The sequence below is a fragment of the Actinoplanes sp. NPDC049681 genome (genome assembly GCF_044465265.1).
Classification (GTDB): domain Bacteria; phylum Actinomycetota; class Actinomycetes; order Mycobacteriales; family Micromonosporaceae; genus Actinoplanes.
Genome location: NZ_JBITLP010000011.1, coordinates 133,183 through 157,130 on the forward strand (window position 1 = coordinate 133,183; position 23,948 = coordinate 157,130).

A 23,948-nucleotide genomic window follows, 5' to 3' on the forward strand; every position below is an offset into this window, starting at 1 on the left:
GCGTGAGCAGCCGTTACGCTGGGTCACGATGTTGAAGCAACGCGACCTGTTCCTGCGCCTGGCGCAGCTCGCCGCCCTGTTCCTGATGGCCTGTCTCGGTCTGTTCGACCTGGCCAACGGCCTCACCAACAGCGGCTCGCTGGTGCTGCTCCAGGTGTTCAGCGCGGTCGCGACCGCGGTCGTCTGGCTGCCGCGGCATCGCCAGGGTTCGAAGCGTCTGCCGAAAGTCGCAATGGCACTGGGCGTCGCGTCGCTGCTGCTCACCATGGTGGTCGCGGCGGGCGGTGCGGACGGCGGCAGTTACGGCATCGCGGAGACGGTCGGGCTGCTCGGCGTGCTGTTCGTGGTCAGCCGCCGCGGCGATGCGCAGTGGGCCGTCGGCGCCGTCCTGGCGGTCTCGATGGCGCTCGGCTTCCTGCCCCTGCGCAGCGGCCTGGACACCGAGCGGATCATCATCGGGCTGGTCCAGGGCCTGTTCGCCACCGCCGTCATCGGCCTCGGCGTCTACCTGCGGACCATCGAGGCGACCCGGAGCCGGGCCATGGACGCCGTACGCGCGGAGCAGCGCGCCGAGTTCGCCCGCGACCTGCACGACTTCATCGCCCACCACGTGACCGGCATCGTGGTGCAGGCCCAGGGCGCACGCTTCATCGCCGAGCAGGACCCCAAGCGGGCGATCCTCGCGCTGGAACAGATCGAGGCGGCGGGAGCCGAGACCATGGCGTCGATGCGGCGCATGGTCGGCGTCCTGCGTGACCCCCACGCACAGCCGGACGCGCCGCTGACCCCCCTCGCCGGGGTGGACGAGCTGGGCCCGCTGCTGGAGCAGTTCACGAACTCCGGCGGCCCGCTGGCCCGGCTGCACGTGGACGGCAGCACGGCCGGGGTGCCGGTCGAGGTCTCCACCTCGGCGTACCGGGTGGTGATGGAGGCGCTGACCAACATCCGGCGGCACGCCCAGGGCGCACGGGTGGCCGACGTCTGGGTCCGGCGTACGCCCGACTGGCTGCTGGTCCGGGTGGCGAACGACGGATTGCCGCCCAAGGCGCCCGCGGTCCGGGAGGCGCCGGGGTACGGTCTCGTGGGCCTGCAGGAGCGGGTCCGCGCGGTTGGCGGGCGCATCACCGCCGGGCCGGGCATCGACGGCGGCTGGGTGGTCGACGCGGCCCTGCCCCTGGACCAGGAGGTGGCGCGGTGATCCGCGTGATGATCGCCGACGACCAGGCGATGGTACGCACCGGCTTCGGCATGATCATCGGTGCGCAGCCGGACATGGAGCTGGTCGGCGAGGCGTCCGACGGCGTCGAGGCGGTCGCCATGGCTCGCAAGCTGAAGCCCGACGTGGCTCTGTTCGACATCCGCATGCCGCGTATGGACGGGCTGGAGGCGCTACGGCTGCTCGCGGGCCCCGGCGTCGCCGACCCGATGAAGGTCGTCGTGGTGACGACCTTCGACCTCGACGAGTACGTGCACCAGGCCCTGCGCAACGGCGCGGCGGGCTTCCTGCTCAAGGACTCCGGCCCGTCCCTGCTGGTGGAGGCGGTGCGCGCCGCGGTGTCCGGGGACGCGCTGATCAGCCCGTCGATCACCGTACGGCTGCTGGAGCACCTGTCGCCGCCCGCACCGAGCACCGACGACGGGGGTCTGTCCCCGCGCGAGCTCGACGTGGTGAAGCTCGCGGCCCGGGGCCTGACCAACGCCGAGATCGCCACCGAGCTGTTCATCTCGGTCGGCACGGTCAAGACGCACCTCGGCAGCGTGCAGACCAAGCTGGGCGCCCGTAACCGGGTGGAGATCGCCGCCTGGGCCTGGGAGCGCCGACTGGTGAGCTGACCCTGATCGGGGGAATCGGCGGCTTTGTCGATCAATACCCGGCGGGCCGCCCGCCGAGCCCCGACGATCGTGCCCATGCAGCTCAAGCGATGTGCACGCCTCGGCCTGGCCGCGGCGACCGTGCTCCTGACCACCGTCACGCTCGCCGGGCCGGCCGCCGCGGCCGGCCCGGCGGAGAACTGGGCCCAGGACGGGTACGGCGCCGGCCACACCTTCTACAACCCCGGCGAGTCCGTCATCAACTCGGGCACGATCAAGAAACTGAAGACCCGCTGGACCGTGACCCCGAAGGCGGCCGTCGACAGCTGTCCCCTGGATCCCGTCGCCCCGGTGGTCGTCGGCGGCCGGATGTTCGTCCTCGAGCCGGACGGCAACGGCGTCGGCGCGTACGACACGAAGACCGGCAAGAAGCTCTGGTCCTACTTCGCCGGCTACCTGGAGGCGACCGGGCTGGCCGTGTCCGGCGACACGGTCGTCGTCACGGACGTCGCCTGCTACTCCAACAGCAACTACGACAGCAACGTGATCGCCCTGGACGCCGCGACCGGTGAGGAGCGGTGGAGCAGCCTCACCGGCTGGACCACGGACACCGTGGTGGTGGACGCCGGTACGGTCGCGGTCTCGGGCTACTGCGGGGTCTGCGACGGCGAGGAGAACGGCGTCCAGGCCTTCCGCCTCTCCGACGGGGCATCCCTGTGGAGCCGCCCCAACGCGGTTCTGGCCGGGCCCGTCTCGGCGGGCGGCCGCATCCTGCTCGCCGGTACGACCAGCCCCTACACCCAGGCGGTCAGCATCAGCACCGGCATCGGCACCTGGACCACCGGCCTGCGGTACGCCGCCGGGGCCGCCGACCCGGCGCGTCCCCAGTTCTACGTGTCGAACACCGCGGGCCTGCGCGCCCTCGCCACCACGAGCGGCAAGACACTCTGGACGGTGAAGAACGAGTCGGGCGAGCTGTCCACCGACGGCCGGCGGGTCTACGTGGCGTCGGCGGGGCGGATCAACGCGTACGACGCCGTGAAGGGCAAGCCGCTGTGGACCCGGGCGCTCAAGACGCCGGGCCACCTGGTCCGCGCCGGCGGGCTGCTCTACGCCACCAGCGGGACCTCCCTGATGGTGCTGGCGCCCACCAGCGGCAAGACGATCCGTACCTTCGGCACGGCCACCGACCATGTGGTCCTCGCCGGCGGCCGGCTCTTCGTCACGAACGGGCGAACGGTGCGGACGTACACGCCCTGACCCGCGGCAGCGCCGGAAGCTCAGGCGGCCACCGAGAAAATCTCTGACGAGGTTACTAGATTTTCTTGGCGAGGGCGGCTAAGGTTTCTGACGTCGCACAGAGATCCAGCAAAGACGCAGACGTATCAGCCGAGCGTCAAGCAGGGCCCGGGACCACGCCGTGGCTCGCTCGGCAAGGAGCTCGTCGCACGTGTCCGGGGCCATGAAGTCGAGTGGGGTTCCGGCACCGGCGGGCCAGCACGGCAGCACCATCAGAAAATCGGAAGCAGAGGAAAGGGAGGGCTGAGCACCGTCGGATCGCCCGCCACCGGGACGTAGTTCGAGTCCGGGGCGGTCACCGCAGTATCCATCGAACGAGAGGTGGTCTCCGGTCACGCTTATGCGATCCTCGCACCCGACGCCGCCGACGGCGGCCGGTGCGGATACGACAAACCGACGAACCTGTCGGTAAATGGTGTTTCTTCCCGTAAATCCCGGGCCCCGGCGCTCCCGCGCCGGGGCCCTCGTCTTGGAGAGATGTATATGGGCCAACCCGACGACATGTTCGGCGACGACGACTACCCCGCCTACACGATGGGCCGCGCCGCGGAGATCACCGGCGCCTCGCAGGACTTCCTGCGCCGGCTCGACGAGGCAAAGCTGATCACCCCGTCCCGGTCGGCCGGCGGCCACCGCCGGTATTCCCGCTACCAGTTGCGCCTCGCCGCGCGGGCCCGGGAGATGGTCGAACAGGGCACGGCCCTGGAAGCGGCCTGCCGGATCATCATCCTCGAGGACCAGCTGGACGAAGCCCTCCGGCAGAACGAGAACTACAAGCGCCAGCAGGAAGCCGGCGCCTGATCCGGCGGCCGGCTCTACGCCAGGGCGATCCAGTAGCGCCGCACCCCGCGACCCTCGACTTCACGGATGTCCTCCAGCGCGCCGCCGTTGCGCTCGATCGTGCGGCGCGACGCCTCGTTGTCCACATCGCACGTGATCAGCACCCGGTCCAGCCCTCTCCCCTGCGCGTACGCCAGCACCTCGGCCAGCGCCCAGGAGGCGAGGCCGCGGCGGCGGGCGCTCGGGCGTACGCCGTAACCGATGTGCCCGCCGCTGCGCAGCAGCGAATCGGTGAGCTCGTGCCGCAGCGCGATCGCGCCCAGCATCTCGTCGCCGTCGACCATCCACCAGTACGTGCAGTGCACCCACCCGGGCACCGGCGGCACGGCCGGATCGGACTCCCGCAGCAGTTTGCGCACGAAGGCCGCGAAGCCGTCCGCGGTGTCCACTTCGTCGTCCGGGCGCAGGCCGGACCCGTCCTGGTGCACGCCGCGCCCCCACTCGTCGCGGGAGGCGAGCCATTGCCGGTGCAGACGGGTGGTGGGGGCGATCAACTGCGGCATGCAGGGAGGCTAGCCGGGGGCCGGCCGGGCGGCGACCGGATTCGGCTCGGCGCTCTCGAGGCGGGCCAGGATGCGGCGGGCCATGGCGCCGAGCTCGGCCAGCTCCTCGCCGGTGAGGACGTCCAGGACGAGGGTGCGTACGGCCTCGACGTGGCCGGGCGCGCTCTGCTGCACCTTGCGCCAGCCGGCCTCGGTGAGCACGGCGTTGGTGTAGCGGCCGTCCTCGCGGCAGGCCGTGCGCTCGACCCAGCCCTTGCCCTCGAGGCGCTTGACGACGTGCGACAGCCGCGACAGCGAGCCGCTGGCCAGCGCGGCCAGGGCGCTCATCCGCCGGGTGCGCTGCGGCGCCTCGGACAGGTTGGCCAGCACCAGGTATTCGAAGTGGCTCAGCCCCGAGTCACGCTGCATCTGGGCGTCGAGGGCCGCCGGCAGGCGCAGGAGCAGGCCGCCGACCGGCAGCCAGGACGCGAGCTCGTCCGGGCTCAGCCAGCGGGCCGGGGTGGCGGATTCGGCACTCACCACCCCATCGTACCGACGGTTTGAAGCTTCAACTAGGAATCGATCGGGCTACGCCGCGAGCGCGAGCAGCCGCTGGATCTGGATCTGCCGGGCCGCCGTCATGCGTTCCGCCAGCGCGCGGGCCGGCGGATAGGCGCCGCCGGCGGCCTCCATGCGGCTCACCTCGACACAATTGTGCAGGTGTCCGAGGAGCAGGCTCACCGCCGTACGGTCGAACTGCTCACCCTTCGCCGCCGTGAGCTCGGCGATGTCCGACGGCCGCAACGAGTGCAGGTCGCCGTGACCCGCGTGCGCCCCGGCGGTGGGATCCGCGGACGGCGGTTGCTGCCAGCCGGTGAGCCAGCGCCCCATGGTCAGGCCCTCCGACCGCCACTGCCCGGCCAGCTCGGCGGCAAGCGCCCGCAGCCGGGGCGCCGTCGCCCGCTGCGCGGCGACGGCGACGACCTGGTCACCCTGGTCGATGTAGGCCAGGCTCATCTGCAGGAACATCACGTCGGTGCCGTTGTACGCCGGGGACGGCGCGGACGCCCCAGGACGCGGGGCTTCCCCGCACGCCGCGAGCAGGAGCAGGAGCACGGCGGCCACGGCGGCCACGACGGCCGGAACGGGCCCACGCCGGAGGACATGGACCCGTTCCGGAGTCATCGTCAGATCCGTTCCCAGAGCGCCGGGACGTTCGGCGGCTCCCAGCCGGCGATGGCCGTGTGCGCCTGGCGGCAGCGGTACGTCGCCCCGCCGTACGTAACAGTGTTACCGACCGAGTACGCCGTGCCGGCCGCCCACGTGCCCCCGGCCGGAGGCTGCGTGGGCGGGGTGGTCGGCGGCGTGGTGGGCGGGTTCGTCGGCGGCGTGGTGGGCGGCGGCTGCGTGCCGCCACCGCCGATGTTCAGGTCGACGCACGAGTAGAAGGCGTTCGCCGTGTCGGCGATGTTCCACCGGGCGAGCAGCGTCTGGCGCCCGGTGAAGCCACCCATGCTGACCGTGTGGGACTTGGTGGCCCCGGGCTGCGCGCCGCCGTCGTTGAAGACCGCCAGCCGCGTGTTGCCGATGAAGTATTCCCACGTGCTGGTGGCGTGGCGGGCGGTGAGCACCCAGTTGAACGTCACGGTCTGCCCGACCGAGGCGGCGGGCCAGTTCTTGCTGTTGTCGTTGAGCACGGCGAAGCGGCTGCCACCGCCGTTGCACTGCATCGAACCCTTGGGCGCCTCGACGCTCTGCGGCTCGTAGATGATGTCGCCGCAGTTCGCCACCGCACCACTGGCGCAGTTGGCCTGCCGGCTGGGCGGTGACGAGATGTACCCGTGCGCGGACGCGGGCGCCACGGCAACGAAGAACGAGGCGCCCAGGGTGGCGGCGCTCAGCAGGGGGAGAGTGATTCTGCGTCTCATGAAGGGCTCCTCTTCATGGGGGACGGCAGGCCGGGAGGGGGTGACCCGGCCCGCCGCGGGAATCGACCGGGATGAGCATGGGGGACGCTCCCGGCTCTCCGCCCAACATAATTTAAAGCTTGTTAACAGTAAAGAGAGATAACGAAGATTTTCAATGCGTCATGACGAAGCTGTTACGCGGGCGGACCGGCGGGCCCGCACCCGGCTCAGCTTCCCGGCGTGCCTGCCGAAGTCGTCTGAGTGGTGGACATTCACGACGTGATCGACGCCCGCACCGTCACCTCGGTGTTCCAGCCGCTGGTGTCGCTCGCCACCGGCGCCCTCGTCGGCTACGAGGCGCTGAGCCGGGGCCCGGCCGGCACCGCCTGGGAGTCGCCGGCGGCCCTCTTCGCCGCCGCCCGCGAGGCCGGGCGCGACGGTGAACTCGACTGGGTCTGCCGTGCGGCGGCATACCGGGCCGCCATCGATGCCGACCTGGGCACCACGCTGTTCGTCAACATGGAGCCGGCGGCCTGGCGCGTGCCCTGCCCTCGTGACCTCACCGACGTCGTCGCGGCGGCCCAACGCCGGCTGCACGTGGTGACGGAGATGACCGAGCGCGCCATCGCCGACGACCCGTCCGCCCTGCTGGCCGCGACGGCGAGCTGCCGGGAGGCGGGCTGGGGCGTCGCCCTCGACGACGTCGGCGCCGACCCGATGTCCCTGGCCCTGATGCCGTTCGTCCACCCCGACGTGGTCAAACTCGACATGAGCCTGCTGCGCTCACCGTCGGAGCCGTACACCGCGCAGGTGGTCGCGGCCGTGCAGGCGTACGCGGAGGACAGCGGCGCCACCATCCTCGCCGAGGGGGTGGAGACGGAGGACCACGAACGCACCGCCCGCACCATGGGCGCGACCGTCGGCCAGGGCTGGCGCTACGGCCGCCCGGCGCCGCTGCCGGACACTCCCCCGGCCTGCGACCCGCTTCCGCCACCGGCATCGCGGCCGCCGTCCGCGCCGGGCACCCCGTACGAGATCGTGTCGGCCCGCCGGCCGGTCGTGGAGACCACGAAGGCCGCCCTCATGCCGATGAGCCGGCACGTCGAGGCGCTGGCGGACGACGGCCAGATCCTGCTCGCCTGCTTCCAGGACGCCCGGCACTTCGGTGCCGGGACCGCCCGGCGCTTCGCCCGCATCGCCCGGCACAGCCCGATGGTCGCCGCCTTCGGCGCGGGCCTGCCGGAGGAACCGGCACCGGGGGTACGCGGCGCCGCCCTCGCCGCGGCCCACCCGCTGCGCGGCGAGTGGAACGTCATCGTCGTCGGCCCGCACCGGGCGGTGGCGCTCGTCGCCCGCGACCTGGGCGACACCGGCCCGGAGGCGGAGCGCCGCTTCACCTTCGCCACCACCTACGACCGCGCCCTGGTCGTCGCGGCCGCACGGTCATTGCTGCAGGTCATCTCCCCGGCGCGCGGTTCCGCGATCCCCGGCCTCCTGACCACCGTCTGAGCCGCCTCAGGGCGCGCTGTCCAGATCCTCCAGCGTCGCCCGCGCGCCCTTGGTGTGCAGGGAGGACAACATCGAGCGGTACGCCGACACGAACCGCTCGTTGTCGATCAGGTCGCCGAAGACCTCGCGGTTGGCGATGAAGGCGAGCGGCTCCTCGTACTGGCGGCGCGCGATCGGCACCAGGACGTCGCGGAGCCGGTCCACCACCTCGATCGGGTGCCCCTGCTCGTCCACGCCCTCGGCGTAGCGCGCCCACGATGCCACCACCGCGGCCGAGCGGAGGATCTCCCCGCCGGTCTGCAGATTGTGGCGGATCACCGGCAGCAGCCACTTGGGGATGCGGTCGGAGCTCTCCGCACACAGCCGGGCGACCGTGTCCTTCACCTGGGCGTTGGAGAAGCGGTCGATGAGCTGGTGCTTGTACTCGTCGAGGTCGATGCCGGGCACCGGCGCGAGCGTGGGGGTGGCCTCGCGGTCCATGTACGCGAGCAGGAACCGCGCGAACAGCGGGTCCTGGGCCACGTCGTGCACGAGCCGGTAGCCGGCCAGGTATCCGAAGTAGCACAGCGCCTGGTGGCTGGCGTTGAGCAGGCGCAGCTTCATCAGCTCGTACGGCTCGACGTCCGGCACGACCTGCACGCCGGCGTCCTCGAACGGCGGGCGGCCGAGCGGGAACGCGTCCTCCAGCGCCCACTGGGTGAAGGGCTCGCAGACCACCGGCCACGCATCGTCCACACCGAACCGCTTGCGGACCTCCTCGCGGTCGTCGTCGGTGGTCACCGGCGTGATCCGGTCCACCATGCTGTTGGGGAACGCGACGTGCTCCCCCACGTACGCGCCCAGCTCCGGGTCGCGCAGCGTGGCGAACGCGACGAAGCTGCGCCGGGCGGCGTGGCCGTTGCCCTGGATGTTGTCGCAGCTCATGATCGTGAACGGGGCCAGCCCGCGCTCGCGCCGCCGGGCCAGCGCCTCGGTGATCAGGCCGAACGTCGTCCGGGGCACCGCGCCGGGCCGCAGGTCGTGCTGCACGCCGGCGTCCTCCGCGTCGAACTCGCCGGTGACCGCGTTGAAGTTGTAGCCGCCCTCGGTGACGGTCAGCGAGACGATCCGTACGTCCTCCGCCGCCATCTTCTCGATGACGGCCTCGGGATCGTCGGGTGCGTACAGATACTCCTTGATGGAGCCGATCACCCGGGGCTCGAGGGTGCCGTCGGGCGCCTTGACGACGAGCGTGTAGAGGCCGTCCTGGGCGACGAGGGCGTCGCGCATCCGCTCGTCGAACGGCATGACGCCGACGCCGCAGATCGCCCAGTCCAGCGCCGCGCCCGCGGACATCAACCGGTCCAGATACATCGCCTCGTGCGCCCGGTGGAAACCGCCGACGCCGAAATGCACGATCCCGGTGCGCAGGGCGCCGCGGTCGTACGAGGGAACGGGGAGATCGGGCGGCAGGGACGCCAGGTTCCGGGCATTGAGCGGCAACATCGGGGTGTCCTCCCAGCGCTGCGAGGGGGCTCATGACGCCCTCAGCATGGCACTCGGGAAAGGTCCCCGCCCGGCCAGGAAGTCCACCATCTTTTCGCGGGATGACAACCCGGGCACGCCCGGGCCGCAAACGGTCACGGCCCGGCAGCGCATCGCCGCCGGGCCGTACCGTTCCCGCTGCTCAGGCGGACAGTGCCTCCGCCGGAGCAGGCTTGTCCCCGGTCATGTGCCGCAGGTACGCAGGCAACGTGAGGAACTCCGGGCAGGTCCGCTCCGTGAGCAACACGGTGAGCAGGGTGCGGGCCTGCCCGAAGCGCCGGGCGGCGTCCTCGTCGAGTGCGCCGGTCTCGGCGAGCACGTCCAGTTCCTCACGGAGCATCCGGGTCACGAGCCCGGCCGTCACCGGCACGCCGTAGTCGGTCGGGGTGCCCGTGGAGATCCACTGCCAGAGCTGGGCCCGGCAGATCTCCGCGGTCGCCGCGTCCTCCATCAGCCCGCCGAGCGCCACCGCGCCGCGGCCGCCGAGCCACGCCGCCACGTACCGCAGGGCGACGCTGACGTTGTTGCGCAGTGCCACCTCGCTGACCGTGACCGCCGTGGCGCGCACGTCCAGCAGCTCCTTCGCGGTGACGTTCACGTCGTCGCGGCGGCGCACGATCTGGTGCGGCTCGAAGCCGAGCCACTGGTCGAAGACCTCCTTGCAGGTCTCCACCAGGCCCGGGTGCGCCACCCAGGAGCCGTCGAAGCCGTCGCCGACCTCGCGCCGCTTGTCCTGCCGGACCTGGTTGAGGGCCCGCTTGGCCGCGACCGGGTCGCGGCTGGGCACGACGGCGGCCATGCCGCCGATCGCGTGGGCCCCGCGCTTGTGGCAGGTCTTGACCAGCAGTTCCGTGTACGCCCGCATGAACGGTGCCGTCATCGTCACCTGCGAGCGCTCGGGCAGCACCACGTCCGGCCGGTTCTTGATCATGCTGAAGAGGTAGTCCCACCGGCCCGCGTTCAGGCCGGCCGAGTGCTCGCGCAGCTCGTACAGGATCTCTTCCATCTCGAACGCCGCCGTGATCGTCTCGATCAGCACCGTCGCGCGGATCGTGCCGCGCGGGATACCCAGCAGCTCCTGCGCGTAGACGAACACGTCGTTCCACAGCCGGGCCTCGAGGTGACTCTCCAGCTTCGGCAGGTAGAAGTACGGGCCGCTGTCGCGCTCGAGCTGCTTGCGTCCGCAGTGGAACAGGTACATGCCGAAGTCGAACAGCGACGCCGACACCGCCCGCCCGCCGATGCGCAGGTGGCACTCGGGCAGGTGCCAGCCGCGCGGCCGCACCATGATGGTCGGGAGGTTGTCCCCGATCTTGTATTCCTTGCCGTCCGGCGCGGTGTAGTCCAGCGTGCCGTCCAGCGCGTCCCGCAGGTTGAGCTGGCCCAGGATGACGTTCTCCCAGGTCGGCGCGGTGGCGTCCTCGAAGTCCGCCATCCAGACCTTGGCGCCGGAGTTGAGCGCGTTGATGGTCATCTTGCGCTCCGGCGGCCCGGTGATCTCCACCCGGCGGTCGGTCAGGTCCTCGGCCGGCGGCGCCACGGTCCACGAGTCGTCCTTGCGGATCGCCTCGGTCGAGGGCAGGAAGTCCAGTTCGGTCGTGCGAACGGCCCGCCGGCGACGCCGGCGCTCGAGCAGCTGCACCCGCCGGGCGCCGAACTCACGGTCCAGCGCCACGACGAACTCGATCGCTTCGGGGGTGAGGATCTCCGCGTACCTGCCTTGGCTCTCGCCGCAGATGGTGACCTCTTCGCCGCCCATCAGAACTGCTCCGCCTCGGTGGAGCCCGACAGCGCGGTCGTGGAGCTCTCCGGGTTGAGGGCGGTCGAGACGGCGTCGAAGTAGCCGGTGCCGACCTCGGCCTGGTGCTTGGTGGCGGTGTAGCCGTCGGCCTCGGCCGCGAACTCGGCCTCCTGCAGCTTCACGTACGCGCTCATGCCGGTCTCGGAGTAGCCCTTCGCCAGCTCGAACATCGAGTGGTTCAGGGCGTGGAAGCCGGCCAGCGTGACGAACTGGAACTTGTAGCCCATCGCGCCGAGCTCCTTCTGGAACCGGCCGATCGTCGCGTCGTCCAGGTTGCGCTTCCAGTTGAACGACGGCGAGCAGTTGTACGCCAGCATCTTGTCCGGGTGCTTGGCGTGCACGGCCTCGGCGAACCGCTTGGCGAACTCGAGGTCGGGCTTGCCGGTCTCGACCCAGAGCAGGTCGGCGTAGTCGGCGTACGCGACACCGCGGGCGATCGCGGAGTCCTCGCCCGGGCGAACCCGGAAGAAGCCCTCGGCGGTGCGCTCGCCGGTCAGGAACGGCTTGTCGCGCTCGTCCACGTCGGCGGTCAGCAGGTCCGCGGCGAGCGCGTCGGTGCGGGCGATGACCAGGGTGGGGACGCCGGCGACGTCGGCCGCGAGGCGGGCCGCGTTCAGCGTGCGGATGTGCTGCTGGGTCGGGATCAGCACCTTGCCGCCCAGGTGGCCGCACTTCTTCTCGGAGGCCAGCTGGTCCTCCCAGTGCACGCCCGCGGCACCGGCGGCGATCATCGCCTTCATCAGCTCGAACGCGTTGAGCGGGCCACCGAAGCCGGCCTCGGCGTCGGCGACGATCGGCGCGAACCAGTCCTTGTCGGTGCGGCCGGCGGCCACCTCGATCTGGTCGGTGCGCAGCAGCGCGTTGTTGATCCGGCGCACCACGGCCGGCACCGAGTTGGCCGGGTAGAGGCTCTGGTCCGGGTAGGTGTGGCCGGAGAGGTTCGCGTCGGCCGCCACCTGCCAGCCGGAAAGGTAGATCGCCTTCAGGCCGGCCTTCACCATCTGCACGGCCTGGCCACCGGTGAGGGCGCCGAGCGCGTTGATGTAGTCCTCGGAGTGCAGCAGGTCCCAGAGCTTCTGGGCGCCGCGCTCGGCGAGGGTGTGCCGTTCCTGGAGGCTGCCACGAAGGCGGACGACGTCCTGCGCGGTGTAGTCGCGCTTGACGCCCAGCCATCGGGGATCGCCGGCCCACGCCCGAGTGAGGTCCGCGGCGGTACCGCCCCTGACTTCGGTCAGCTGATCAGTCATCTCAAGTTTCCTTTCCAGCCCTGCTCCGTGCGGGAAGAACTTGACTGTGGCGCATCGCGCAACCCCCCTTGAAGCCGTTTGTGAGGAGAAGAAATGAGAATCTTCTGCTAACGTGAAAACCCGTGACGGCTTCATCTTCTGACGGCTCGGTCGATCTCGTGACCCTCGGCCAGCGGCTGCGGCACCTGCGGCGCTCCAAGAACATGACCCTCGACCAGCTCAGTTCGGCGGTCGGCCGGGCGCCCTCCCAGCTGTCCCTCATCGAGAACGGCAAACGGGAGCCGAAGCTCAGCGTGCTGCAGGCGATCGCGGGTGCTCTGGGCGTACCGATGCAGGACCTGTTGCGACCGGAGGCGCCGAGCCGGCGTGCCGGGCTGGAGATCGAGCTCGCCCATTTCCAGCGGGAACCCGCCTATCAGGCGCTGGGGCTGCCGATGGTGCGCGGCGGCAGGCGCCTGCCCGCCGACGCGCTGGAGTCCCTGATCGGCCTGCATCGCGAACTGACCCGGGTGCTGACCGAGCAGAGCGCCACCCCAGAGGTGGCGCGGCGGGCCAACCAGCAGCTGCGCGAGCAGATGCGCGAACGTAACAACTACTTCGCCGACATCGAGCAGGCGGCGGCCGAGATCCTGCAGTCGGTCAAGCACACGACCGGCCCGCTCTCGCAGCGCGGCATCCTGGACATCGCGGCGCAGCTCGGCTTCACCCTGCACTACGTGCCGGACCTGCCGGACTCGACCCGCTCGGTCACCGACCTGCGCAACCGCCGCATCTACCTGCCCCAGGTGGCGAGCAACAAGGGTCACGACCCCCGCGCGGTGGTCCTGCAGACCCTCGGCCACTTCGTGCTCGGCCACGAGGACCCGTCGGACTACGGCGACTTCCTGCGTCAGCGGGTGGAGGCCAACTATTTCGCGGCGGCGCTGCTGATGCCGGAGAAGTTCGCGGTCGACTTCCTGCGCGACGCGAAGGCGGACCGGGCCCTGGCGATCGACGACTTCCGCGACGCGTTCGGCGTCTCCTACGAGACCGCCGCGCACCGCTTCACCAACCTGGCGACCCACCACTTCGGCATCCCGGTGCACTTCTGCCGGGTGCACGAGAGCGGCACCGTCTACAAGGCGTACGAGAACGACGGGGTGCGCTTCCCGGCGGACGTGACCGGCGCGATCGAGGGCCAGCCGGTGTGCCGCAACTGGGCGTCGCGCACGGTCTTCCAGAGTGCCAACCCGTATTCGTCCTTTTACCAGTTCACCGACACGGTGGGCGGTACGTACTGGTGCACGGTGCACGTGGAGTCGACCCGATCCGGCGAGTTCTCGGTGACCGTCGGCACGCCGTACGAGCACGCCCGCTGGTTCCGCGGCGGCGACACGACCCGGCGTACGGTGTCGCGCTGCCCCGACCCGGACTGCTGCCGCCGGCCGCCCGCGGCGCTGGTGGAGCAGTGGGCGGGCCACGCCTGGCCGAGCGCGAGGGTGCACTCCCACCTGCTGGCGGCGCTGCCGCCCGGAACCTTCCCCGGCGTGGACGCGCAGGACGTCTACGAGTTCCTGGAGCGGCGCGTCCAGTCCTGACGGCGGATCACGGCCACTCGGTGTTCTGAAGGACCGAAGTGATGAGAAGGCAGCCGCACAGGACCAGGGCGGCGCCGACGATCGTCGCTCGGCGCCGGGTCACGATCGCCGTGACGCATCCGGCCAGGACGAGAACCGCTCCGTAGCCGAGCAGGAGCAGGAAAACCGCGCCGAGGGTTGCCAGCCTTCGCCAGGTGTCGCCGTCGACGAGACAGTGCGCGATCGTGCGGCACAGCGGGAGCCGCGGCGACGCGATGTCGGTCAGCCAGAACGGAAGATCTCCGAGCGGGAGGCCGGCGATGACGCCGAGCCCGGCGGCGGCCACCAGCGTCAGCAGCACCTCGAGACGCCCGCGCCGCCTGTCACCGATGGCCACACCCGGCATTGAACCACCGGATCGAGTCCCTCAGGCCCTTTTCGCGCCCCGGTTCCCGCCGCCGGGGCACGGCGACGGGAACCGGGTCATCCCCCCAGTAAGGTCTGGCGAGCGAAAGGTGCGCTCAGCGCACGAGAAGGGTGTAGTTCGGCGCGATTCCGGTGCGGCAGCGGAATGTCGTCCACACCTTCCGGGCCACCCCGTCGGCACCCACCTTGTTGCATTCGCCCTGAGGGTCGGCAACCTCGTTGTACATCGCGGTGTAGACCTGCTTCTCGGCCGGGTAGGCGGCGGTGCGCGGGGTGTACGTGACGATCAGGTCGTCGCCGGCGAAGCCGGAACGGACCTGCGCTCCGGTCCAGAGTCCCGCTGCCTGACCACCGGCGGCGATCGCCTCGGCCCGGCCGAAGCTGTAGGTGCCCAGCAGATCGGTGGTCTGCCCGGGTGCGGCGTGAGCGGCACCGGGGGTGAACAGGGCGGCGGCGGCCACGGTCGCGGCCAGAACGACGCTACGCATTTCTCGACATCCTCCGAAACGGCTGCGGGGGTTTCCCGCAGCTCTCTTTGCAGTTACCCCGGGAGGGTCTTCTCCACAGCGGCAAGGAATGACCGTACGCGGCGATTTCGATGCGCGGTGCAAGCAAGCTCACACGAAATGAAGAAGAAGCTGTTAAACCATTAACGATTGTTCAGTCGAACGGTTTTCCCCGGGCTTTCGCGGAGGCGTGACGTCAGCGCTGGGCGGCCACGAAGGCCGACACCCAGGCGAGAGCGGAGTTCCAGTTGATGGTCAGCTCGTTGGTGGACCAGGACTGGATGTCGTCGATGTAGCAGAACTGGGCCACGCAGCCGGTGAGCTTGCCCTGGGCGTACGGGTCCTGGATGGACGAGTTGGCGCCGCCGGCCAGCGATCCGGCGGGCGGGTGGGGCAGGGCCGGGTCCAGCTCGTGCGCGTACCAGCGGCTGTGCTGGTTGCGGGAGCTGACCTCGCCGTAGCCGGTCACGTACGACACGTTGAGCGCGTTACGGCCCAGGATGTAGTCCATGCCCTCGAGGACGGCGTCGCGGTACCGGCGCTCGCCGGTGAGGTCGTACGCGGACGCCACCACGACCAGGTTGTTGAGGATCAGGCTGTTCGAGCCCCAGTCCCAGCTCGTGTTCCCCGGGGCGTAGGCGACGCCGTACGGGTGGGCCTGCTGCACGGCCAGGTACTTCTGCGCGCCGCGTACCACCGACGCCTCGACCTCGGCGCGCCCGGGCAGCTTGCTGGGCACCAAGGCGAGGTCGAGGCGGCCGGCGGCCGCGGTGTTGCCCCAGTCGAAGGCTCCGCCGGGGCCGAAGACGTCGGCGGTGTGCACCGGGGAGGCGAGAACGAAGTCCGCGTAACCCTTCTGCCCCGTGCTCAGGTACAGCTCGGCCGCGGCCCAGTAGAAGTCGTCGTCCACGACGCTGTCGTCGTAGGCGCCACCACCGTTGCCGTCGGAAGCGGGGGCGTAGAGCGCCGGGTTGGCCTGGGCCGCGGAGAACGCCGTGCGCGCGGCGGCCAGGGCGCGCTTCGCGAACGCCGGGTCGTAGCGGCGGTAGAGGCGGGCCGCCTGGGCCGCGGTCGCGGCCAGGTTCAGCGTCGCGGCGGTCGAGACCGGATGCAGCTCACGCTGCTGCGGATCCAGGTGCGGCAGCAGCGGCAGGCCGGTCCAGCTCGCGTCGTGGACCTTGTGGTGGACCATGCCCGCGTACGGGTGACCCGCCGGCACCTGCATCTCGAGCAGGAACTCCAGCTCCCAACGCGCCTCGTCCAGGATGTCCGGGACGCGGTCGCCGGACTCGGGGATCGCCAGCGCCGGGTTCGCGGCGTGCGTACGGGCGTTGCGCTCGTACTCGCTGAGCAGCTGCCACGTCGAGATGCCGCCGTTGACGACGTACTTGCCGTGGTCGCCGGCGTCGTACCAGCCGCCGGTCACGTCGAGGCGGTAGTCGCAGACGCCCGGCTGGCAGGGGACGTTGCCGTCGCCGAGGTTCGGGGGCACGTCGACGTGGCCCGCCGGGCGGGCGTACCCGGGACGCAGGTCGTCGCGGATCTCGATGCCGCTGCGCTGCGTGTAGAAGAACTTGAGCGCGTCGGTGCGCAGCCGGTCGTACGCGGCGGTGCCGAGATCGAACGGCCGGCTGGTCTCGCCGTCGGCGACCAGGGTGAACCCACTGCCGGCCCGGCGGTAGCCGCTGAAGTCGATGGAGTGCACGTTCTGGCCGGACGAGACGTCGACGCCCCTCGGCCTGGTCGCGCCGCGGGCGACGACCCGGCCGGCCGCGTTCCGCAGCTGCCACGGCAGCGCGGCGGTCGCGTCGGTGACCAAGGTGGCCCGCTTGGGCCCGGTCGGCAGGTAACCGACCTGGTTGACCCGGACCCGCGGGCCGGTGTCCGGCACGTAGACCTCGGGCGGGACGCCACCCAGCAGCGACACGTCATCCACGCAGAAACTCCAGCTCTCGGCGCTGCCGCCGAGCTGGAACGCCACCTGCGCCCGGTCGGTGGTCACCGCCGAGGTGAAGGTGTACGAGTACGCGTCACCCGCGGTGGTCAGGGCCGGCGAGGCTTCGTAGTACGTGTCGTACGGCGCGACGGAGAGCCCGGTCAGCGCGCGTACGACGTGCCCCTCGGGCGCGCCGGAGGCCCGGAACGAAAAGCGGTAGGTCTCCCCCGCGACGAGGTCGATGTCGTTCTGGCCGAGGGCGACGTCCCACTTGTTCGTCGTGCCGCCGGGCACCGTGACGCACGCCCGCCCGTCCGTGACCGCCATCGGCATTCCCGGGCTCGACCACCACGGGTCGGTGCCGTCGGTGAAGCCGCCGTTGACCACCTGCTCCACCTCGTCGGCGTGGGCCGGGACGGACGGGACGACAAGGAGAGCCGCCGCGAGAGCAGCACCGAGGGCACGTTGCACGGACAGCCTCCTGGGAGCGCTTCCATAGGTCAGTGGACATATGTTGATGGGTGCGTCACGCGCTGTCAACGTCGGGTTAACGAGTGGTGATCTTTTACGCCGTTGCGGGTGACACGGATCCGACACCGGCCGTCCGGCGGTGCCGCCCATGGCATGCGGGCAATAAGGTCGGGAACTGTGGAGGAGCAGTACGGCCTGGGCATCGACCTCGGCACGACCCAGACGGCGGCCGCCGTTCGCGTCGACGGCCGGATCGACGTCGTGCGCCTGGGCGGGCGCCGGGCGGAGATCCCGTCCCTGATCTTCGTGACACCCGACGGCGGCCTGCTCATCGGCGAGGCCGCCGAACGCCGCGGGCTGAGCGAACCCGCACGGCTCGCCCGCGAGTTCAAGCGGCGCATGGGCGACCCGGTGCCGGTGCTTGCCGGCGGCGTGCCGTTCTCCGCCCACGCCCTGACCGCCAAGCTGCTGCGCCACGTCCTCGACACGGTCACACGGCTGCAGGGCGGCCCGCCCGCCGTGCTGACCGTGACCCATCCGGCCAACTGGGGGCCGTACAAGCGGGAGCAGCTCGACCAGGCGCTGCGCATGGCCGAGACCGGGCCGGCGCTGCTGCGCACCGAACCCGAGGCGGCCGCCCTCCAGCACGCCACCGCCCGCCGCATCGCCGAGGGCGAGACCGTCGCCGTGTACGACCTCGGCGGCGGCACCTTCGACGCGGCGGTGCTGCGCCGCGAGGGCGAGGGTTTCCTGCTGCTCGGCGAGCCGGAAGGGGTCGAACAGCTCGGCGGCGCCGACTTCGACGAGGCGGTCTTCGCCCACGTCCTCGAGACGCTCGGCGACGCGGCGGAGGGCCTCGACCCCGACGACCCCGAGGTGCTGGCGGCCCTCGCCCGGCTGAGGCGCGACTGCGTCGAGGCCAAGGAGGCGCTCTCGTTCGACACCGAGGTGATGATCCCCGTGGCTCTGCCCGGGATGCACACGCGCGTCCGCCTCAACCGCTCCGAGCTGGAGTCGATGATCGCGCCGGCGCTCGAGGACACGGTCGCCGCGATGCGGCGCGCCCTGCGGACCGCCCGGGTGGCGCCCGAGGAGCTCGACGCGGTGCTGCTGGCCGGTGGCTCCTCGCGCATCCCACTGGTCAGCCAGCTGCTCACGGCGGAGTTCGGCCGGCCGGTGGTCGCGGACCCGCACCCCGAGCACAGCATCGCCATGGGGGCGGCGGTCGCGACGGCCCTCATCACCGGCGGCGAGTCACCGTTCGCCGCGGCGGTGACCCCGGCCTCACCCGACGGGGCCCAGAAAAGGGCCGCGGCCGGCGAGACTGCAGCGGACAAGACAGCCGCGGCCGGGACGGCCGACGACGCCGAGCAGACGACCGTGGTGGCCCTGCCGGCGACGAGCGCGACCGAGCCGGCGACCAGCTTCCCGCAGCCGACGACGAGCTTCCCGGAACCCGCGACCAGCTTCGCGGAGCCGGCGACGAGCGAGACACAGCCGCTGGTGGATCCGGTGACCGCGCGGGCGGCCGTCGGGGCCGCGCCGGCGCCGCCCGCGACCCGCGCCGCGGACAACCCGGCGGCGACCATGGTGGACACGCCGGCGCCGGCCGTGTCCTTCTCCCGCGGCACGGCCTCCGTCGGCGCGGCGAGCGCGTCGGCACCCGTGACCCGTACCCAGACCTTCGACGCCCCGCCGGTCCACCACCCGCCCGGTCCCCCGGTCTCCCCCGGCGCGCCGGTGCAGTACCCGCCCGGCGGGTTCGGCGCCGAGCCGCCGCCGTCACGGCGTACCGGGAAGCTGCTGCTCGCCGGTGCGCTGACCGCTGCCGTCATCGCCGCCGGGACCGTGACCGCCATCGTGCTCAACCGGGGCGGCGACGACAAGGACAAGCCGCAGGGGCAGGCCGCCGCACCGACGGCCGTGCCGTACCCGACCGACGGCATGCTCATCCGGGTGGACACCGGCGGCGCCGCACGGCCGGAGCGCAAGTCGAAGATCATGCTGCTGACGCCCGGCAAGGACGGCCGGAAGCTCATCTCCGACACCGGCGGCGACGCGCTGCCCGAGTGGTCGCACAACCGTCAGCGGATCGCCGTGACCCGCAATCTCGACGACGGCACCAACGAGATCTGGATCATGGACCGGGACGGCAAGGGTGCCAAGAAGCTCATCGGCGGCGTCACCGGCGGCCGGGCGTCCTGGTCCGCCGACGACACCAAGCTCGCGTTCATGATGCCGGTCGGCGGCCGGGCCCAGATGTTCGTCATGCCGGTGGCCGGCGGCGAGCCGAAGCAGCTCACCTCGTCGGGCGACACCAAGGACGACCCGGCCTGGTCACCGGACGGCAAGGAGATCGCCTACTGGGTGGAACGCGACGGGCGGCGCGACATCTACGCGCTGACGGTCGCCGACCCGCAGGAGCCCGGCCGGCGGATCACCGAGGGCGACGCCGGGCCCGGCGTCGACCCGGCCTGGTCGCCCGACGGCGACACGATCGCGTACACCCACGGCACCGGCCCGGGGCTCTCCGACATCTGGGCGGTCGACGCCGACGGCGGCAACCCGCGCGCGGTCGTCGAGGACGCCCCCCGGGAGATGGACCCGTCCTGGGCGCCGCACGCCGACTGGATCGCCTTCACCCGGGGCCTGTTGGAGCAGCCGCGGATCGTGATCGTGAAGGCCGACGGCACCGGCGAGGTGGAGCTCACGAAGGGCGATGCCCGCGAAGGTCACCCCTGCTGGTCCTGAGCGAGCATTCCCTCGCAGCTGCGGGTCACCGCCCGGGCCGCGGTGCGCAGGTCCCGCGCCGAGAGCGGATGCTCCGCCATCGCCTGCCAGCGCGCCAGCGCTTCGCGGGCCGCTGCGACGACCGCCTCCGGTGCGGCGTCCGCGGGCAGCCCGAGCCGCTGCTGCGCCGCCGCGCCCTCCCCGCCGAGCAGCCGGTCCATCTCGGCCAGCTGCTCCGGCCGCCCCGGCATCCGGCCGGAGCGGATCAGATGCAGCAGGCGCAGCTCGGCGAACTCGTGCGCGCTGGCCCGGATGCGCTCCGCCTCGGCCGCCGCGTCGGACTCCGGGTCCAGGTACTCGTCCAGGACCGCGAGCGCCGAGCGCGCCTTCAACACCGCGCTGCGGCCGGCGAACTGCGCGGCGAAGACCTCGCGCAGCCGCTCGATGCCGCTGTGCGCGGTCAGCGCCCGGGCCAGGTCCGCCGAGTCGTGCACCTTCTGCTCGCGGATCAGCCGTACGGACAGCCGTACGCCGAACAGCCCGAACCGTTCCAGCACCGTGCGCCGGGCGGGCGCCGAGGCGGCGAACCGGTCCGCGGTGAGCAGCAGCTCGACGATCGCGTCCATCGGCTCGGCCGCGACCGTGGCCAGCGTGCGGTACTCGTCCTCGCGCAACGTCGCACCCGCCGCCCCGAGGAGCCCGGCGACCGGCACCACCACCGGGCAGAGCCGGCGCAGCCGTTCGTCGGCGGCGTACCGCGCGGCGACCCGGGCGGCGGACTCCATCGCGTCCAGGCGGGCCCCGCCGATCTCGTCGGCGCGTGACAGCACACCCACCGCGTTGACCGGGCTGCCGCCGCTGACGCCGTCGCCGTGAAACGACTCCAGGAAGCGGACGTCGCTGGCGTGCATGTGGCGCAACAGGTAGAGGACCGCGTCGGTCTGCGTGGCCCGCGCCCCCTCGGCCTCCAGGAACGCCATGGTGCGAAGAGAGACGTCGGTCGACAGCGAGGCGATGCCCGGGGTGTCGATCAGCGTGTGCTGCCGCAGCCGGGCGCTGGGCACCCGCACCTCGAGGTGGTCGACCTGCTCGGCCGGCCGGCCCAGGCCGATCCGCACGGCACCCGCGACCCGCTCGAACGGGCGGGGCTCGGCCGTGCCGTCACGCAGGTGCGCGGTGACCGAGTACGCCGGCCCGTCGGCGTACCAGGTCACGATGCGCGTGCACTCCCCCGCGTCCGTGGCAGCGAGCCCCTCGCCGACCAGCGCGTTGAGCAGCGTGGACTTGCCCGCCTTGACCTTGCCCGCGATGGCTACCCGCAACGGCTCGTCGATCCGCCGGCGGGCGGCCGCGATCGCCGTGCGGACGGCGGGGTCCCGCGACTCGGCGAGGGCCCGGTCGAGCAGGCCCCGTACGTCGGCGAGCAGGCTCATGAGAGGCGGTCCAGTTCGGCGCGCAGGGCCGCCAGCTGCCGGGCGCGGGCCTGGCGGGCGTCGTCGGGCAGGGCGGCGGTCTCGCGTACGGCGGCCGCCGTGGCCGCGGCGGAGCGCTGCATCTCGGCGGCGCGGGCGGCGAACTCGTCGCGCAGGAAGCGCTGCGTCCGCCGGACCGCCTCCCGCGAGTCGCGCCCGACGTGGAACGTCACGTCGTCGACGTAGCGCCGTAGCGCCGCCTTGGCCTGCTGACGGCGCTGCAGCACCTGGCGTTCGCGTTCCTGCTTCATCAGCCGCCGGCCCAGCGTCAGCCCGGCGATCACGCCGATCGGCGCGGCCAGGGCCACGTTGAACAGGGCGCCGACCGCGCCGAGCAGGTAGAAGCCGCCGTAGGTGATCCGCGCCGCGGTGAACGCGCCGAGGAACTGCTGCATGCCGGAGCGCTGGAAGGTGACGTCGAGGTCGGCGACCTTGGCGAGGCCTTGGACGGGGGTGGGCAGGTCGGCGCCGGCGGCGTCCACCTCGAGGTCGAAGCGCTCGGCGACCTCGCGGGCGAGCTGCTCGCTGCGGGTCACCAGGAGCATCAGGTTGTCCGCGGCGGCCGAGGCGGCCTCCCGGGCGGCCCAGGCCTGGAAGTCGGTCCAGGTGTCCTTCGGGTCCGACGTGTCGATCAGGTCCTCGCCGTCGCGCAGCAGCCTGCGCAGCCGCTCGCGCAGGTCGTGGTCGACGTCGGCGGTCAGGTCCTGGATGCCATCGCCCAGCACCGTCTGCCAGGAGCCGGCCGCCTGGGTCCGGCGCTGCTTCTCGGCGTACCGCTGGGAGAGATCGGATGCGGCGGTGGGCGCCGCCGCGGCAGCGTGCTCGGCCACGACCCCCTCGCGGAGCTGACCGACCACGAACGCCAGCTCGGCGCGCGCCGCGGCCTCGGCACCCGCCCGGGCCGCGCCGAGCACATCGCGGCGCAGCATCTCGACCAGGCGCGGGAAGCCGGACTCGGCGTTGAGCTCGGTGCTGTCGCGGGCCTGGGCGCGCAGCCGCAGGAACGACGAGACGGCGACGATCGGCACGTCGAGTCCGGCCTTGGCCAGATGCGCGGCGTCGAGCTCGACGATGCGGCGCCACTCGGCGTGCAGATCCGTCTTCGTGACCACGCAGACGACGGCCGGGCACCGTTCCGCCACCCGGCGCAGGAAGTCGACCTCGGGCGCGGTCAGCTCCTGGGCGGCGTCGGTGACGAACAGCGCCGCCGCCGCGGTGGCGAGCGACGCCAGGGTCATGTTGCCCTGGGCGGAGTCGAGGCCGCCGACGCCGGGCGTGTCGATGAAGGTGAGCCCGGTGCCCAGCAGCCGCCGGTCCAGGCGGATCTCGACGCCGTGGGTGCCCTCGGTGACGTGCCGGCGTACCTCCTCGAACGGCACCGGGACCGCGGTCATCTCCCCGTCGTCGCCGGGCACCCGCAGGTGCACGGCCGCGGGCGTGCCGTAGCGCAGGACGGTCGGCACCGCGGTGACCACGTCGGCGTCGACCGGGCAGACGTCGGTGCGCAGCAGCGCGTTGACCAGGGTGCTTTTGCCCTGCTTGAACTCGCCGACCACCGCGACGGCGACCTCGCCCGCGCCGAGGCGCGCGGCGGCCCGGTGCAGCCGTTCGGCGAGATCGGGCCGGTCGTTGCCGGCGGCCAGGCGGCGGGCCGCCTCCAGCTCTGCCGGCAGGTCCCTGGGCAACCGTTTCTCACCCTTCCTCGACGCGGGCCACGAGGTCAAAGCGTACGGGTACGCAAGGATGGGCGCGTGACTCAGGTCCATGTCGTCTATGCGCATCCGAGCGACCGCAGCTTCACGCGTGAGGTTCTCGACGCCTTCACGGGCGGGCTCGACGATGCCGGGCACACGCGTACGGTGTCGGATCTCTATGCGATGGGGTTCCGCTCGGAGCTCTCCGTCGAGGAGTACGAACGGGAGTCCGGCCACCGTTCCGGCGCGGACGTTCCGGACGACGTGGCGGCCGAACACGCCAGGCTCGAGGCGGCCGACGTGTGGGCGTTCGTCTACCCGGTCTGGTGGGCGGACTGCCCGGCCCGGCTCAAGGGCTGGTTCGACCGGGTCTGGACGGTGGGATTCGCGTACAAGCCCGTACGCGTCCGCGTGGCGCGCAAGGCACTGGTGCTGTGCACCGCCGGTTACAGCGTCGCTGAGCTCGAGGCGTCCGGCTGCTATCAGGCGATGAGGACCACCATGCTCACCGACCGCATCGGGGAGCGTGCCCGGTCCAGCGAGTTCGTCGTGTTCGGCGGCTCGGCCGGCGGCGCCGGGCAATGGGCGGAGATCAGCGCCGGGCACCTGCGCCGGGCGGCGGAGATCGCGCAGTCGATCTAGGTTTGCCCCGATGCGCCGCAGCCTTCCGTTCCCGCTGATCGCCGGGGTACGGACGAAACGCACCCGGCCTTGAGCTGGGCGGACACCGGCGGCA

The 23,948-nt window shown here is 71.9% G+C and carries 20 protein-coding genes; 8 read left to right on the forward strand and 12 right to left on the reverse strand.

Annotated elements, in window-relative coordinates; genetic code table 11:
• The first annotated feature begins 28 nt into the window (after nucleotides 1–28).
• From ACIBO8_RS34755 to ACIBO8_RS34770, 4 genes are all read left to right on the forward strand, one after another.
• A complete protein-coding gene (locus ACIBO8_RS34755; protein ID WP_396119718.1) occupies nucleotides 29–1,198 on the forward strand; it encodes a sensor histidine kinase in 1,170 nt (389 codons plus the stop codon).
• Nucleotides 1,195–1,833 (forward strand): response regulator, encoded by a 639-nt coding sequence (locus ACIBO8_RS34760; protein WP_396119719.1) that lies wholly within the window; start codon nucleotides 1,195–1,197, stop codon nucleotides 1,831–1,833. The genes ACIBO8_RS34755 and ACIBO8_RS34760 overlap by 4 nt, the downstream gene beginning before the upstream one ends.
• 75 nt (nucleotides 1,834–1,908) lie before the next feature.
• Nucleotides 1,909–3,072, forward strand: a complete 1,164-nt coding sequence (locus ACIBO8_RS34765) for a PQQ-binding-like beta-propeller repeat protein (RefSeq protein WP_396119721.1) — start codon at nucleotides 1,909–1,911, stop codon at nucleotides 3,070–3,072.
• Between the two features lie 522 nt (nucleotides 3,073–3,594).
• A complete protein-coding gene (locus tag ACIBO8_RS34770) occupies nucleotides 3,595–3,912 on the forward strand; it encodes a MerR family transcriptional regulator (protein WP_396119722.1) in 318 nt (105 codons plus the stop codon).
• 14 nt (nucleotides 3,913–3,926) lie between these two features.
• Here ACIBO8_RS34770 and ACIBO8_RS34775 read toward each other — a convergent pair whose 3' ends face one another.
• Genes ACIBO8_RS34775 through ACIBO8_RS34790 form a run of 4 tightly spaced genes read right to left on the reverse strand, consistent with a single transcriptional unit; the run spans nucleotide 3,927 to nucleotide 6,361 of the window.
• Nucleotides 3,927–4,454 (reverse strand): GNAT family N-acetyltransferase, encoded by a 528-nt coding sequence (locus ACIBO8_RS34775; protein WP_396119724.1) that lies wholly within the window; start codon nucleotides 4,452–4,454, stop codon nucleotides 3,927–3,929.
• Nucleotides 4,455–4,463: 9 nt separating this feature from the next.
• Nucleotides 4,464–4,973 carry a MarR family winged helix-turn-helix transcriptional regulator gene (locus tag ACIBO8_RS34780; protein WP_396119728.1) on the reverse strand — a complete coding sequence of 170 codons (510 nt, stop codon included), beginning with the start codon at nucleotides 4,971–4,973 and terminating at the stop codon, nucleotides 4,464–4,466.
• Nucleotides 4,974–5,021: 48 nt separating this feature from the next.
• Nucleotides 5,022–5,618 carry a DUF305 domain-containing protein gene (locus tag ACIBO8_RS34785; protein ID WP_396119729.1) on the reverse strand — a complete coding sequence of 199 codons (597 nt, stop codon included), beginning with the start codon at nucleotides 5,616–5,618 and terminating at the stop codon, nucleotides 5,022–5,024.
• Nucleotides 5,619–5,620: 2 nt separating this feature from the next.
• A complete protein-coding gene (locus ACIBO8_RS34790; protein ID WP_396119730.1) occupies nucleotides 5,621–6,361 on the reverse strand; it encodes a lytic polysaccharide monooxygenase in 741 nt (246 codons plus the stop codon).
• A 240-nt stretch (nucleotides 6,362–6,601) separates the two neighbouring features.
• Between ACIBO8_RS34790 and ACIBO8_RS34795 the strand changes: the two genes are divergently transcribed.
• Nucleotides 6,602–7,849 carry an EAL domain-containing protein gene (locus ACIBO8_RS34795; protein WP_396119732.1) on the forward strand — a complete coding sequence of 416 codons (1,248 nt, stop codon included), beginning with the start codon at nucleotides 6,602–6,604 and terminating at the stop codon, nucleotides 7,847–7,849.
• A 6-nt stretch (nucleotides 7,850–7,855) separates the two neighbouring features.
• Here ACIBO8_RS34795 and ACIBO8_RS34800 read toward each other — a convergent pair whose 3' ends face one another.
• From ACIBO8_RS34800 to aceA, 3 genes are all read right to left on the reverse strand, one after another.
• Entirely contained in the window at nucleotides 7,856–9,334 is a 1,479-nt protein-coding gene (locus ACIBO8_RS34800) for a mannitol dehydrogenase family protein (protein WP_396119734.1), read from the reverse strand.
• A gap of 181 nt (nucleotides 9,335–9,515) precedes the next feature.
• The gene (gene aceB / locus ACIBO8_RS34805; protein WP_396119735.1) at nucleotides 9,516–11,132 is read right to left on the reverse strand and encodes a malate synthase A; all 1,617 of its coding nucleotides are present in this window, start codon (nucleotides 11,130–11,132) and stop codon (nucleotides 9,516–9,518) included.
• Nucleotides 11,132–12,409: an isocitrate lyase gene (gene aceA, locus ACIBO8_RS34810; RefSeq protein WP_396119912.1), complete on the reverse strand. Its 1,278-nt coding sequence runs from the start codon at nucleotides 12,407–12,409 to the stop codon at nucleotides 11,132–11,134. Before aceA ends, aceB begins: the two co-directional genes overlap by 1 nt.
• Nucleotides 12,410–12,543: 134 nt before the next feature.
• Here aceA and ACIBO8_RS34815 point away from each other — a divergent pair, with 134 nt between their 5' ends.
• Nucleotides 12,544–13,998 (forward strand): helix-turn-helix domain-containing protein, encoded by a 1,455-nt coding sequence (locus ACIBO8_RS34815; protein ID WP_396119736.1) that lies wholly within the window; start codon nucleotides 12,544–12,546, stop codon nucleotides 13,996–13,998.
• A gap of 7 nt (nucleotides 13,999–14,005) precedes the next feature.
• On the opposite strand, the gene ACIBO8_RS34820 is transcribed toward ACIBO8_RS34815, so the two are convergent.
• The 3 genes from ACIBO8_RS34820 to ACIBO8_RS34830 all read right to left on the reverse strand — a co-directional run bounded on the left by ACIBO8_RS34820 (nucleotide 14,006) and on the right by ACIBO8_RS34830 (nucleotide 17,316).
• A complete protein-coding gene (locus tag ACIBO8_RS34820; protein ID WP_396119737.1) occupies nucleotides 14,006–14,374 on the reverse strand; it encodes a hypothetical protein in 369 nt (122 codons plus the stop codon).
• A gap of 124 nt (nucleotides 14,375–14,498) precedes the next feature.
• On the reverse strand, nucleotides 14,499–14,891 hold the full coding sequence (locus ACIBO8_RS34825) for a hypothetical protein (RefSeq protein WP_396119739.1): 393 nt from the start codon (nucleotides 14,889–14,891) through the stop codon (nucleotides 14,499–14,501).
• 214 nt (nucleotides 14,892–15,105) lie between these two features.
• Nucleotides 15,106–17,316 (reverse strand): glycoside hydrolase family 9 protein, encoded by a 2,211-nt coding sequence (locus tag ACIBO8_RS34830; protein WP_396119740.1) that lies wholly within the window; start codon nucleotides 17,314–17,316, stop codon nucleotides 15,106–15,108.
• 177 nt (nucleotides 17,317–17,493) lie between these two features.
• Here ACIBO8_RS34830 and ACIBO8_RS34835 point away from each other — a divergent pair, with 177 nt between their 5' ends.
• Nucleotides 17,494–20,067, forward strand: coding sequence for an Hsp70 family protein (locus ACIBO8_RS34835; RefSeq protein WP_396119742.1), 2,574 nt, complete (start codon nucleotides 17,494–17,496; stop codon nucleotides 20,065–20,067).
• On the opposite strand, the gene ACIBO8_RS34840 is transcribed toward ACIBO8_RS34835, so the two are convergent.
• Together ACIBO8_RS34840 and ACIBO8_RS34845 are read right to left on the reverse strand one after the other, a co-directional pair.
• On the reverse strand, nucleotides 20,049–21,479 hold the full coding sequence (locus ACIBO8_RS34840; protein WP_396119743.1) for a dynamin family protein: 1,431 nt from the start codon (nucleotides 21,477–21,479) through the stop codon (nucleotides 20,049–20,051). The two genes, ACIBO8_RS34835 and ACIBO8_RS34840, sit on opposite strands and share 19 nt — an antisense overlap.
• Entirely contained in the window at nucleotides 21,476–23,203 is a 1,728-nt protein-coding gene (locus tag ACIBO8_RS34845; RefSeq protein ID WP_396119745.1) for a dynamin family protein, read from the reverse strand. The genes ACIBO8_RS34840 and ACIBO8_RS34845 overlap by 4 nt, the downstream gene beginning before the upstream one ends.
• 66 nt (nucleotides 23,204–23,269) lie before the next feature.
• Here ACIBO8_RS34845 and ACIBO8_RS34850 point away from each other — a divergent pair, with 66 nt between their 5' ends.
• Nucleotides 23,270–23,854 carry an NAD(P)H-dependent oxidoreductase gene (locus ACIBO8_RS34850; protein WP_396119746.1) on the forward strand — a complete coding sequence of 195 codons (585 nt, stop codon included), beginning with the start codon at nucleotides 23,270–23,272 and terminating at the stop codon, nucleotides 23,852–23,854.
• Nucleotides 23,855–23,948: the final 94 nt, after the last annotated feature.